We start from the raw sequence: 12,396 nt of genomic DNA, 5'->3' as shown, positions 1-12,396 counted from the left end.
TTCGTCGCAGCAAGAGACCTCTTACAACCCTGGAGAATAGGTCCATCAGGCTAACGAATCGTTACCGGACGGAGCGCCGACGCACGTCTGCGCTCCGAAATCAGGCTGCCGCAGCCACTGCCGTGAACACCAGTTCGTCGGCGCTGGCGCTGTGATCAAGCGTCATTCCGCACTCCTGCGCCAGAAGCACGGTGTAATAGGGCTGGATCGAATGGGCATCGATCGCCTCCTCGATCGTGCCGGTCGATATCTCGACGAATTTCGGCGGCAAGCGCATCAACTTGCCTTTGGACGTGAGCTTGAACTTGGCATCAAACTCGGGATTTTCGAGCGTTACCTCAAGCACGCCGCCGCGCGGAATGGCGGAATAGGCAACGAGGAAGAGGTTGAGCAGCAGCTTGACACGGTTCTTGGCGACGATCGCGCGCGGTCCGTTCCAGATCACCTCGGTCTTCTTCTCGGCGACGGCGAAATCCTTGGCTGCACGCTCGGCCTCGCCAGTGTCGATCGATGCGCCGACGGAACCCGACGCGCCGAAAGCGAGACGTGCGAATTTCAGGCGGACGGAAGCGTTGAGCGCGCTGGTGCGGATCAGGTCCATCGCGTCGGCATCGGCGCCGCCCTCATCCAGGAGTTCCAGCCCGTTGTTGATCGCGCCGACGGGCGAGATGACATCGTGGCAAACTCGGCTGCAAAGAAGCGCGGCCAGATCTGGGCCGGACAGGGTGAGATTGGGGTTCTTGGACATCATTGTCTCCTGATGGGCGGCAATTTCATTGCGCCCGGAATATGCTTCATCAAAATTGCGCGAAGTTTGCGATCGTACTCGATGCCATAATGACACCATATTTGGTAAACCGATTGTTAAGATCATCGGCGCAAAATGCACCAATCGCCGCGAGCGGTTGCCCGCTCCTAGCCAAACGACGAACGGATGACACCATGCGCCCTCGATTTCCGCACCGATTCATCGGCTTCTGCAGGTTACTTTCGGCCCTCATCTTCTCCTCGCTGATGGTTGCCGGGCCGGCTGCCGCCCAGGACAACGGCCAGTACACGATGCAGGAAATCGTCGACGCCGGCCACTCCTTCTTCGGCTCCGCCAGCGGCGGACTTGCCAAAGTGGTCGAGAGTGCCTTCCAGAAATATGGCCTGCCGAACGGCTATATCCTCGGACAGGAAGGCAGCGGCGCCTTCATCGCCGGCCTTACCTATGGTGAAGGCCAATTGAACACCAAGAACGCCGGCGAACATAATCTCTACTGGCAGGGACCCTCGCTGGGCCTCGATTACGGTGGCCAAGGCTCGCGCGTGATGATGCTGGTCTACGACCTGCCTTCCGTCAACGGCATCTATGCCCGCTTCGGCGGCGTCAGCGGCTCGGCATATGTGATCGCCGGCTTCGGCATGACGCTGCTCAAGAACAACGACGTGCTGGTCGTGCCGATCCGCACCGGCGTCGGCGCCCGCCTCGGCGTCAATGTCGGCTATCTCAAAATCACCCAGGCGCCGACCTGGAACCCCTTCTGAGGCCTCAAAGCCGCTGGAATCTGCCGCCGTCCCCACCGGCGGCCTTGCCATGCGCGTCACGCGTGCTTAATCATCGCGGCTGACCTCGTATCAACCTTCTTACCGATGGCCGCGCCGTGATCGAATATGCTCTCTTGTTCGGATTGGGCTTCCTGACCGCGGCCTTTCTCGTCTTTCTGGTCTCGCCCGCCGTTCACCGCCGCATCGTCTGGTATACGGAGAACAGGCTGAAAGCGACGATGCCGCTGAGCCCGCAGGAGGTTCGCGCCCAGAAGGATATGGTGCGCGCGCTCTATGCCGCCGAAAACGCCCGCACCGCCCAGGACCTTCTGCGTGAGCGCGAGAAATCCCTGTCACTCCAGCTTCGCCACGACGCCCTCGCCGTCGACGCCGGCAGGTTTGCCGCCGAGATCGGCGAATTGCAGGCCCAGATCGGCGAGATGCATGTCGAGGCGGCCGACCAGCGCTCGCATCTTCGCAAGGACGAGAACTATATCAGCCAGTTGAAGACCAATCTGCATATTGCCGAGCAGTCCGCTGCCAATAAGGAGAGCGAACTGACGACGATGAGGACGCGGCTGGGCAAACTCGGTGAACAGGCCGATGGGCTGAGGATAGACCTGGCCGCGCGCGAGACCGAGGCGGAGAGCCTGAAATTCCGCGTCAACGCGCTACGCGACGAACGCGACACGCTGCGCCAGGACGTCAGCCTGCTGCAGAAGCGCGCCAAGGATGCCGAACAGAAACTGACGCAGCAGCAGCATATGGTGATCCGCCTGGAGGACAAGGCCGCGCGCGAGAGCGCTTCCGCCACCGAAAAGGAAAACCTGGTCGCTCGTCGCCAGCAGGAGATCGCCAAGTTGAAGGAGCAGTTGAAGGCCGCCAACACCGAGATCCGCAAGGTCAACCGGGTGCTGCGCGACGCCGGCCTTGCCGGGTTGGTCGCGGAGCTGCCGGCGGAAATGACGGCCGAAGACACGACCACATCCACGTTCGACACCGCCATGATCACGGCTGAGATCGGCGAGGATGTCCGCAAGCGCAGCGCCGCCCTTGCCGAGCGCCTGCAAAAGGCAAAGGCCGTAACCGGACGCGACGGTGCGATCCGCGAGGAGATCGCCTCGATCGCCGCCAATATGGTGGCGCTGACCGCACTCAGCGAGGGTCCCGCCTCACCGATCCGCACGCTGCTCGTCGAAGCTGCGGAAAAGAACGCGAACGATCGTGTCAGCCTTGCCGACAGGGCAGCCGCGATCATCGCCGATCCCCCGCGCGCGCCATAGGACGCCCGGCGCGCCAACATGTTTGAATTGACGCAGAACCTGAAAATCGATTCCGATGAAAGGATGTGCGTTAGACCCGGCCCATCGCCGAGGCCATGGAAAACAACGCGATCCCCGTCGCCGTCGCGGCATTGAGGCTGTCGAGTTCCTCCGACTGCGGAATGCGCGCGCTCTGGAACCGCGCAAGCAGCGCCTCCGGCAACCCCTCGCCTTCAGTGCCGACGACGAGCGCCATGCGCGTCGAGGCGGGAATGGCGCGGATATCGGTCTTGCCGTGCGGAGAAAGCGTCCAGATGGCAAAGCCCCGTTCGGCAAGCGCCACGAGTACATCCAGCGCCTTGCCGCCGCGACGGTGCGGAACGCTCAGCACAGAACCGACCGAGACACGCAACGCCTTGCGGTAGAGCGGATCACAGGAGGTTTCGTCGAGCAGCACTGCATCCGCACGGAAGGCGGCCGCATTGCGGAACATCGAGCCGGCATTGTCGTGATTGGAAATGCCGCAGCCGACGAGCATCAACGCCCGTTCCGGCAGCGCATCGAGAAGTGCCGCCTCGCCGCGGTCCTGTCGCCTCCCGAGCGCGAGAACGCCGCGGTGCAGATGGAAACCGACAACGCCGTCGAGCACATCGGCCCCGGCGACATAGACCGGCACATCGGCCGGAAACCGCTCCAGGATCGGCAGGACGCCCTCGACGCGGTTGCGCAGCAGCAGGATCTTCTCGGCGAAAAAGCCGCGGCCTGCCGCATGCGCCTCGGCGAGCATGCGCAGCACGACCGTGCCTTCGGCGATGAAGCGGTTCTCTCGGCCTGTCAGGTCGCGCTCGCGGATCTCGCGGAATTCAGCGACGCGCGGATCGTCGGCGCTGTCGATGTCGATCGGGACGGCGGCCATGCCGGCCTCAATTGCCCGTAACAGTGACGTCGGCGACGGTGCGGCCGGTCCTGAGATCGTAAACCAGCGCCTTATTCTTGCCCTCGGCCGTTTCGCCGTAGAACAGGATCTGCCCGGCCGAAAACGAGGTGGACTGCACCTTGAAGCCGAGCGGCAAGGAAACGGTCGCCGCAAGCGGCGCATCCGAGGGCACGCCGGAGGCGGCAACAGCCGACGCCGTCTCCTTCGGTTCGCTGTGCATCACCTTGTAGACAACCGCGCCGAAGACCGCCATAAGGCTCACGAACATGATGGCGCCGGAAACGATCTGCAGGCGGACCATCTTGCGCCGGACACTTTCCATCGCCGGATCAAGGGGCTTCTCTTCCTGGTCGTCTGGCTCGATTGCTGTCATCTGTGCGTCCCGTTCTAAAAAAATACGTCGGAGAAGAAGCGTCTTGAGCGACCCCTTTAAACAAGCAGCCGGCAATAGAAAAGTCCTGACCGCCGATGAAAGCGCCGAAGGCCGGCTGGACGCCTGGCTGACGGCGCAGGTGGGCGAGGAATTTTCGCGCAGCCGCATCAAGGCGCTGATCAAGGACGGCCAGGTTTTTCTGCGCGGCGAACCCGTCACCGACCCGCAGCGCAAGGTGCGCACCGGCGATAGTTTCGAACTCACGCTGCCCGAGCCGGAAGACCCGACGCCGCAGGGCGAGGACATCCCGCTCGATATCCTCCATGAGGATGACGACGTCATCGTCATCTCCAAGCCTTCCGGTCTCGTCGTCCATCCCGGCGCCGGCAACTGGACAGGGACGCTGGTCAACGCGCTGATCCACCATTGCAGCAATACGCTCTCCGGTATCGGCGGCGTGCGCCGCCCCGGCATCGTCCACCGTCTCGACAAGGACACGACAGGCGTCATGGTCGTCGCCAAGAACGACATTGCCCATCGCCACCTGTCGCTGCAATTTGCCGACCATGGCCGCACCATGCCGCTGGAGCGGGCCTATCAGGCAGTCGTCTGGGGCCGGCCCCGCTCACTGTCGGGCATGGTCGATGCCCCGCTTGGCCGCGCCACCGGCGACCGCACGCGCCGTGCCGTCAAGCGCCCCGACAGTCAGGACGCCGACGAGGCGATCACGCATTACCAGGTGGTCGAGCGCTTCCATGAGAAGCCGGATGCGACCGCGTTCGCCTCGCTGGTCGAGTGCCGCCTCGAAACCGGCCGCACCCATCAGATCCGTGTCCATATGGCCCATATCGGCCATCCGCTGCTCGGCGACACGGTTTACGGCGCCGGCTTCAAGACCAAGGCCAATCTCCTGCCCGAAGAGATACGCAAGATCGTCAACGGTTTCGGCCGCCAGGCGCTGCATGCCTTCATGCTGCAGTTCGAGCATCCCCGCACCGGCGAAATCATGCATTTTGAGGTGCCGCTGCCGGATGATATGGTCGAACTGGTCGAAGCGCTGCGGCGATAAAGCCGGGCTCCGAATGCCGCCTGCCCAACTCACACCTGCGTGAGCGGCACCTTGAACCGCCGTTTCGCCACACTTATCTGTACATTGACTTAGTGTGGGCTCGGAGAGAGCCGCACGTCCCGGTTCGCCTTTTTTAACGCGAGGATGCGTTTCCATCGGGAACCGGAATTCACTTTAGGAGGGTGCACTATGGCCCGAAATACCTTGCCGTCCATTACCGCCGGTGAAGCCGGTCTCAATCGTTACCTCGACGAAATCCGCAAGTTTCCGATGCTGGAGCCGCAGCAGGAATACATGCTCGCCAAGCGTTATGCCGAGCATGGTGATCGCGATGCCGCCCACAAGCTCGTCACCAGCCATCTTCGCCTCGTCGCGAAGATCGCGATGGGTTATCGCGGCTATGGCCTGCCGATCGGCGAAGTCGTCTCTGAAGGCAATGTCGGCTTGATGCAGGCCGTCAAGAAATTCGATGCCGAGCGCGGCTTCCGCCTCGCCACCTATGCCATGTGGTGGATCAAGGCCTCGATCCAGGAATATATCCTGCGTTCGTGGTCGCTGGTGAAGATGGGCACGACCGCCAACCAGAAGCGCCTGTTCTTCAACCTGCGCCGGCTGAAAGGCCGCATCCAGGCAATCGATGACGGCGACCTGAAGCCGGAGCACGTCTCGGAGATCGCCACCAAGCTGAAGGTCTCGGAGGAGGAGGTCATTTCGATGAACCGCCGCCTCTCCGGCGACGCCTCGCTGAACGCGCCGATCAAGGCGGCCGAAGGTGACGGCGGTCAATGGCAGGATTGGCTGGTGGACGACCATGACAGCCAGGAAGACGTGCTGATCGAACAGGATGAGCTCGACACCCGCCGGCGCATGCTGGCGAAAGCGATGAGCGTGCTGAACGAGCGCGAACGCCGCATCTTCGAGGCTCGCCGCCTCGCTGAAGATCCAGTGACACTGGAAGACCTTTCGACCGAATTCGACATCAGTCGCGAACGCGTTCGCCAGATCGAGGTCCGCGCCTTCGAAAAGGTGCAGGACGCGGTTCGCAAGGAAGCCCTGGAACGGGCCAAGGCCGTCCGCGTCGTTGAAGCCACGGCATAACCTGCCGCGTGATACAATTGAAGAAGGCGGGTCCTTGCGGCCCGCCTTTTCTTTTTCATTCATCTCTGTCCGCAGCCTCAGCACCCCATCAAGATCCGGGAGCGCTGGCATTGCGTAAACACCTCATTGGCTCGTCGACACATCTCCGAGCGCGGTCCATTCCTTGATCGCAGTATTGAAGGCGTCCGTTCCCGTACCGCCCTTTTCCATCGTCAGCAGCGCGCGGCGGCCGTTGCGGTAGGTGATCGGAATATCGATCCAGTTGCGGGTCGACATCAGGTCGAGATTGGCCTTGCGCGCATCAGGGTAGTCGTTGAGCGCGATCATATGGAAATCGTCGGTGATCTTGGCCGGAACCGCGATCAGCGCATCGCCGCGGTCCTGTTCCGTGCGCTTCATCGAGATGCGCTGGACACTGTCGATGCTGCCGCCTTCGAAATTCGGCGGCACCGAGAAGACGATCTCGACGAGATGGCTTGCCGGCAGCGACGGATCGGAATTGCGTTTGAAGGTGACGAGAGCCGAGAGATTGCGCTCAGGAACCGTGACATTGCCCTGCACCGTCGCCTCCTGCCGGCCGCCCTGGCCGGCCTCGTGCTGCACGCTCCAGACGACCGATCCCTCGATCGCCGTCGGCGAGCTCTGGCCGATGCGCTCCTCATAGAGGAACATCTTTTGCGACGAACCGACGGGCGCGGCCTGCGGCGGCGATGCCGCCGCACCGTTCGGCGTCGGCGTGGCGGCGGGTGCCGCATCACCCTGCGCGCTGGCAGGCGGCGTATCGGCTGCCGCGACATTCTGTTCGGCCACCGATTTTCCTTCCGCGGTCGGCGTTCCCGGCACGGTCGCCGGTCCGCTATCGACCTCAGTTCCATCAGTCAGCAGCCGCTGGGTGAATTTCGAATTGGCCGCAGCGCCGTCATTGTTCATTGACGCTACCTGCGGGTTCGGCTGTGCCGGCGTCGCTGGAGTATTCTGCGCTCCTGGTGCGGTCGGCTGGGCTGGCGTCACCGCGCCCGGCTGGGCAGGCGTCGACGAACCGTCCGGCGGCGTTGCCGCCTCGTTCCTGGTCGCCTGCGACGGTGCCGAGCTGACGAGCCCGTCGACCATCGCCACCAATGCCTCTCTGTTCGTCCAGCCTGCATAGGCGCCGCCACCGATCAGGATGAGTGCGAAGATGAGCGTGATCACGGTGCCGATGCCGAAGCGGCGGCGCTTCGGTTCCATACGGAAGCTCTTGCCCTGCAGCTTGGAGGCGACAATCTGATCGATATCCATCGACGGATTGGCGTCATCGTCGTCAGCGGCGACCGAGCCGCGGCGGTCGTAGCCGCGCAGCGCTTTCGCTTCTCGCCAGTCCTCGCTCGGCGCGCCGCTAGCGGGCGCCGGCTTGCCGTTGTGCACTTCCGCGAAAATATCGACATCGTCGAAATGAGAGGCAACCGGTGTCTTCTTACCGCTGTCGGCCTCGATCGGCGGCAGATCGTCGAAGGCGGCCGTCTCCCAAGAAAAACTTTCCTTGGCGGCCGGCATGATGGCGGCGGGTGCCACTTTTTCGAGGCTCGATATCACCTCCTCGAAGGCGCGCGCCGAGGCATCGGCGGTAATCGGCGCCGGCGCCGTCTCCGAATATTGCCGGAGTTCCTCTTCCGCCCATTCGGTCTCCGCATCCTTGGGCGCCGGAGCCGGCGTTTCGGCAACGGGCTCGGTCCAGACGGGGTCGAAATGCGCCGCAGCTTCGGCCTGCAACGGCTCCTCGCGGCTGTGCTCGACGAACTCCTGCGGACGATCGAAATCGGCGACCGGCTCTACAAGGCGGTTGGATGCATGGTCTATGCCGCGGGTGATCGGCTGCAATGGCTCGACGGGCTCGTAAGCCTCCTCGGCCTCCGGCTCCTCGCTTTCCACCGCCGCCGGTTCGGCCGCGATCTCGTCGGCTTCCAGGGGATGCCGCCCGTCGGCGCGGTCTTCGTCGGCTTGCTCGTCGCGATGCGCGGCAGGCGGCTCCCAGCCGTCATGTTCAGCCGGCACGTCTTCAGCAACGACGTCGCGCGCCTCGCTGGCATGCCATTCCTCGGCCGGCGCTTCCTCCTCATGCGAGGGATGCCAGTATGTTTCGGCCAGACCGGGTGTCTCCGGCGAAACCGGTGTCTCGGCGGGACCAGGAGTTTCCGGGGAAACGGCTGTTTCAGGAGAAACCAGTGTTTCCTGGGAAAGAGGCTCCTCGGCAGCGACCTCTTCCTCAGCCTCCTCCGGCGCGGCGGCTTCCACGTGATCGGGCTCGTCGGCGGCCTCGGCCGCTTGCGGTTCCGCATAGGCTTCGTATGCCGGTTCCTCGACAGCCGTCTCCGGCGCCGGTTCACTTTCGTCGGAAACCGCTTGTTCTTCGAAGGATTCCAACGCGGCGACGGTCGCAACCGGCTCATCGAGCGGCATCGCCTCGGAGTGTTCGCCTTCCACTTCGCGGATGGCAGCCTCGAGCTTTTCGAGCTGGCGTTGCAGCATGGCTTCCGGCGGACGCGGCTTCATGTTCTCGAGCTGCCGCTGCACTGCGCCGCGGGCACGTTCGTAGACCTTCACCCGCATCTCGGGGGTATTTTCAGCCAGGCCGTCGACGGCCCGCCGAATGACTGCAATAAAATCCGCCATCAGTACTTTCTCAAGAAGTCCGGCACTCTACCGAACCATCCTCCACAGTGACCCGTGAGCTTAATCCTCAAACGGATCGGTCACAAGTATCGTGTCATCCCGCTCCGGGCTGGTGGAAAGGAGCGCGACGGGTGCCCCGATCAGCTCTTCGACCTGGCGAACATATTTGATCGCCTGCGCCGGCAGATCCGCCCAACTGCGGGCGCCGACGGTCGATTCCTTCCATCCCTCCAGGGTGACGTAGATCGGTTCGACCCTAGCTTGCGCTCCCTGGCTTGCGGGAAGATGATCAATCTGTTCGCCGTCAAGCATGTAGCCGACGCAGATCTTCAATTCCTCGAGACCGTCGAGCACGTCGAGCTTGGTGAGCGCGATGCCCGTGATGCCGTTGGTGGCGACCGACTGGCGTACGAGTGCAGCGTCGAACCAGCCGCAGCGGCGCTTACGCCCCGTCACAGTACCGAACTCATGCCCCTTCTCGCCCAGGAACTGGCCAATTTCGTCGGTGAGCTCAGTCGGGAACGGGCCTTCGCCGACGCGCGTCGTATAGGCCTTGGTGATGCCGAGGATATAACCGAGCGAGCCGGGTCCCATGCCGGAACCGGCTGAGGCCTGGCCGGCCACCGTGTTCGAGGAGGTCACGAAAGGATAAGTGCCGTGATCGATATCGAGCAGGCTGCCCTGCGCGCCTTCAAAGAGGATGCGAGCACCCTTGCGGCGCTCCTTGTCGAGGAAGAGCCAGACGGTGTCGCGGAAGGGCAGCACCCGATCGGCGATCGAGGTCAGTTCGTCCATGATCGCCTGGTGGCTGACTTCGGCAACGCCGAGGCCGCGGCGAAGCGCATTGTGATGCGTCAGAATACGGTCGACCTTGCCGGAAAGACTCTCGAGATCGGCAAGATCCATGACGCGGATGGCGCGGCGGCCGACCTTGTCTTCATAGGCCGGACCGATGCCGCGGCGCGTCGTGCCGATCTTGGTGCCGCTGTTCGACGCAGCATCCTCGCGCATCGCGTCGAGCTCGCGGTGCAGCGACAGGATGAGCGTCGCATTGTCGGCAATGCGCAGATTGTCAGGCGTGACCGTCACGCCCTGCGCCTCCAGCCGGCCGATCTCGGCGATCAGCGCATGCGGATCGACGACGACGCCGTTGCCGATCACCGCCATCTTGCCCGGGCGCACGACGCCGGACGGAAGCAGCGAGAGCTTATAGCTCGTGCCGTCGATGACAAGCGTATGGCCGGCATTGTGTCCGCCCTGATAGCGCACGACAATATCCGCACGCTCCGAAAGCCAGTCGACAATCTTGCCCTTGCCTTCGTCACCCCATTGCGAACCGACCACGACTACGTTCGTCATCCAACTCTTCCTGTTACCGGCGCGGAACCGCGCACCTGCTCAAACCCGCGCATCTATAAAGCTTTGTTTTTTGGAAAGCGACCCTGTTGTCACAGCAGATTGGGCTTTTTACGTGACAAATCAGCAGCCGGCAGGCTATTTCCCGTCACAAAACGCCGCGCTCGGCGATCGCGGAAAGACGGGAAGAACGCTCTTGCAAGCCACGGCCTATATTTGCCTCGTTATCGCCACCCTCTGCTGGGGGGGCAACTCCGTCGCCGGCAAGCTCGCGCTCGGGCATATCAGCCCGATGATGCTAACCTTCCTGCGCTGGTTCCTTGCCGTCGCGATGATCGCCGCAATTTCGCTACCGCAACTGCGGAAGGACTGGCCGGTGGTGAGGAAGAACCTGCCGCTGCTCATCTTCTACGGCGTCATCGGCTACACCCTTTTCAACGCTATGCTTTACTCGGCCGTGCAATATACGACGGCGATCAACGTCGCCATCGAGCAGGCCGGCATCCCGATGCTGATCTTCCTGCTGAATTTCATGTTCTTCCGTACCGGCATCTCGCTGGCGCAATGTCTCGGCTTTGGCATGACGCTGATCGGCGTCGCCCTGACCGCCGCGCATGGCGACCTCGCAACGCTGCTGCAACTCAGCCTCAACCGCGGCGACGGGCTGATGCTGATCGCCATTGCCGCCTATTCCGTTTACACGATCTTCCTGCGCTGGAAGCCGCCGCTCGACTGGCGCACGCTGATGGCGGTCCCGGCGTTCGGCGCCATGCTGACCTCGCTGCCGCTGCTCCTCTGGGAGGCCGGCCGGGGTGCTGCGCAGTGGCCGGATCACACCGGCTGGGTCATCACTCTCTACACGGCGATCTTCCCCTCGCTGGTGGCGCAGATCCTCTATATCAAGGGCGTCGTGGCAATCGGCGCCAACCGGGCCGGCCTCTTCATCAATCTCGTGCCGGTGTTCGGAACGCTGCTCTCCGTCGCCCTGATCGGCGAGCAGTTGCAGTCCTTCCATGTGATCGCGCTGGTGCTGACCTTGGGCGGCATCGCGATCGCCGAAAAGGGCCGGCCGAAATCTTCGGCACAGACCGTACCCGCCTCACCCGTGGATTAAAGCCTTTCCCGGTCAGATTGAAGCGTTCAATCTGACCGGGACAGGCTTTAACCGAGTTCCAGCGTCGTCACGCCGAAGACGTGCTTTAGCGGAATGGCCGGCGCCGACCCGCGATACATGCGTGTCGTCTCGAACACCGGTTGAAGGCCAATGCCTTCGGCAAGCGCGACCGCCTCGTGGTTCTCTGCGGGAATATCGATGAAGACCGCGGCCCCCTTCGCCTCGGGGATCAATTCGGCAAGCAACGCCGCGGCGCTGTCGGCATCATTGGCAAAGAGCGGGCCGATCTTGTAGCCCTCGTAGCAGCGGCGGATCGTGCCGTAACCGCGGATCTTGCCGCTCTTGCGCACCACCGCCGAACGGCGGCCCTTGCGGCCGGTGCACCAGGAGGAGAGGAAGGCATCCCGCGGCTGCGGAAAGATCGCCAAATCATAGCGCTGCAGGCCTTCAAGGCGTGAATCCAGCACCGACTGCGCGACAAGCGTCGAGACCGGCAAGGAGGTGGCGACGCCGCCGTAGCGAATGGTGGAATAGGCTGGTTCGAAGCCGGCCTTGCGGTAGTTGTCCTGCTGTGCGGCGACGCCGTCGAGACCGATCGTGCGGTCTCCCGCGCTGGCAATGCCCGTCTCCCAGATCGCCTTGCCATAACCCTTGCCGCGAAAATCGGGATGGACGATGTAGAGGCCCAGGAAGGCGAAACTCTCACCATATTTGACGACCGAGATCGAACCGACGGGGACTTCGCCGATGGAGCCAACGAAAAATCCTGACGGATCGGCCTCGAGGAATGCAAGCGAATCGTCGAGGCCAGGGTTCCAGCCTTCCTGACGCGCCCATTCGAGCACGAGTTCAAGTTCGCCGGGCCGCATCGAACGAACGGCAAATTCCGAATTCATGCGACTTTCCTAGATTAAATGTCCCGCAAGTCCATCCCGGCAACGGCAAAGCAATTGTCAGGCCCCAGCTCTCGATTGCACCTGCGAACGATGGAGAGCCGCGCTCATGGAC

General features: G+C 63.0%; 11 protein-coding genes. 5 read left to right on the top strand and 6 right to left on the bottom strand.

Going from position 1 to position 12,396, the window contains the following annotated elements; genetic code table 11:
- Positions 1-100: 100 nt before the first annotated feature.
- Positions 101-748 carry a histidine phosphotransferase ChpT gene (gene chpT, locus ACM5SV_RS21595; RefSeq protein ID WP_003542366.1) on the bottom strand — a complete coding sequence of 216 codons (648 nt, stop codon included), beginning with the start codon at positions 746-748 and terminating at the stop codon, positions 101-103.
- Positions 749-942: 194 nt separating this feature from the next.
- On the opposite strand from chpT, the gene ACM5SV_RS21590 reads away from it, so the two are divergent.
- Both ACM5SV_RS21590 and ACM5SV_RS21585 read left to right on the top strand, forming a co-directional pair.
- A complete protein-coding gene (locus ACM5SV_RS21590) occupies positions 943-1,530 on the top strand; it encodes a DUF1134 domain-containing protein (RefSeq protein ID WP_222015846.1) in 588 nt (195 codons plus the stop codon).
- Between the two features lie 116 nt (positions 1,531-1,646).
- On the top strand, positions 1,647-2,813 hold the full coding sequence (locus ACM5SV_RS21585) for a hypothetical protein (protein ID WP_012758705.1): 1,167 nt from the start codon (positions 1,647-1,649) through the stop codon (positions 2,811-2,813).
- A gap of 70 nt (positions 2,814-2,883) precedes the next feature.
- Here ACM5SV_RS21585 and ACM5SV_RS21580 read toward each other — a convergent pair whose 3' ends face one another.
- On the bottom strand, positions 2,884-3,708 hold the full coding sequence (locus ACM5SV_RS21580) for a TrmH family RNA methyltransferase (protein WP_221973065.1): 825 nt from the start codon (positions 3,706-3,708) through the stop codon (positions 2,884-2,886).
- Between the two features lie 7 nt (positions 3,709-3,715).
- Complete coding sequence (locus ACM5SV_RS21575; protein WP_012758707.1) at positions 3,716-4,102, bottom strand: hypothetical protein; 387 nt, start codon at positions 4,100-4,102, stop codon at positions 3,716-3,718.
- A gap of 43 nt (positions 4,103-4,145) precedes the next feature.
- On the opposite strand from ACM5SV_RS21575, the gene ACM5SV_RS21570 reads away from it, so the two are divergent.
- A complete protein-coding gene (locus ACM5SV_RS21570; protein ID WP_012758708.1) occupies positions 4,146-5,171 on the top strand; it encodes an RluA family pseudouridine synthase in 1,026 nt (341 codons plus the stop codon).
- A gap of 189 nt (positions 5,172-5,360) precedes the next feature.
- Entirely contained in the window at positions 5,361-6,269 is a 909-nt protein-coding gene (gene rpoH, locus ACM5SV_RS21565) for an RNA polymerase sigma factor RpoH (protein ID WP_003561986.1), read from the top strand.
- A gap of 123 nt (positions 6,270-6,392) precedes the next feature.
- Here rpoH and ACM5SV_RS21560 read toward each other — a convergent pair whose 3' ends face one another.
- Positions 6,393-8,918, bottom strand: coding sequence for a hypothetical protein (locus ACM5SV_RS21560; protein ID WP_221973064.1), 2,526 nt, complete (start codon positions 8,916-8,918; stop codon positions 6,393-6,395).
- 60 nt (positions 8,919-8,978) lie between these two features.
- Positions 8,979-10,277, bottom strand: coding sequence for an adenylosuccinate synthase (locus ACM5SV_RS21555; protein WP_113546033.1), 1,299 nt, complete (start codon positions 10,275-10,277; stop codon positions 8,979-8,981).
- Between the two features lie 193 nt (positions 10,278-10,470).
- Between ACM5SV_RS21555 and ACM5SV_RS21550 the strand changes: the two genes are divergently transcribed.
- A complete protein-coding gene (locus ACM5SV_RS21550; protein ID WP_221973210.1) occupies positions 10,471-11,388 on the top strand; it encodes a DMT family transporter in 918 nt (305 codons plus the stop codon).
- A 47-nt stretch (positions 11,389-11,435) separates the two neighbouring features.
- Here ACM5SV_RS21550 and ACM5SV_RS21545 read toward each other — a convergent pair whose 3' ends face one another.
- Entirely contained in the window at positions 11,436-12,284 is an 849-nt protein-coding gene (locus ACM5SV_RS21545) for a GNAT family N-acetyltransferase (protein ID WP_221973063.1), read from the bottom strand.
- Positions 12,285-12,396 lie beyond the last annotated feature (112 nt).

The sequence above is a fragment of the Rhizobium sp. CRRU65 genome, from assembly GCF_048551595.1.
Taxonomy (GTDB): domain Bacteria; phylum Pseudomonadota; class Alphaproteobacteria; order Rhizobiales; family Rhizobiaceae; genus Rhizobium; species Rhizobium leguminosarum_J.
This window is presented reverse-complemented; position numbering and strand designations above follow the sequence as displayed.

Bases quoted from the DNA above. Each gene is read 5' to 3' on its own strand.
- chpT (WP_003542366.1), bottom strand. From the start codon at position 748: ATGTCCAAGAACCCCAATCTCACCCTGTCCGGCCCAGATCTGGCCGCG.
- ACM5SV_RS21590 (WP_222015846.1), top strand. From the start codon at position 943: ATGCGCCCTCGATTTCCGCACCGATTCATCGGCTTCTGCAGGTTACTT.
- ACM5SV_RS21580 (WP_221973065.1), bottom strand. From the start codon at position 3,708: ATGGCCGCCGTCCCGATCGACATCGACAGCGCCGACGATCCGCGCGTC.
- ACM5SV_RS21575 (WP_012758707.1), bottom strand. From the start codon at position 4,102: ATGACAGCAATCGAGCCAGACGACCAGGAAGAGAAGCCCCTTGATCCG.
- rpoH (WP_003561986.1), top strand. From the start codon at position 5,361: ATGGCCCGAAATACCTTGCCGTCCATTACCGCCGGTGAAGCCGGTCTC.
- ACM5SV_RS21560 (WP_221973064.1), bottom strand. From the start codon at position 8,918: ATGGCGGATTTTATTGCAGTCATTCGGCGGGCCGTCGACGGCCTGGCT.
- ACM5SV_RS21555 (WP_113546033.1), bottom strand. From the start codon at position 10,277: ATGACGAACGTAGTCGTGGTCGGTTCGCAATGGGGTGACGAAGGCAAG.
- ACM5SV_RS21545 (WP_221973063.1), bottom strand. From the start codon at position 12,284: ATGAATTCGGAATTTGCCGTTCGTTCGATGCGGCCCGGCGAACTTGAA.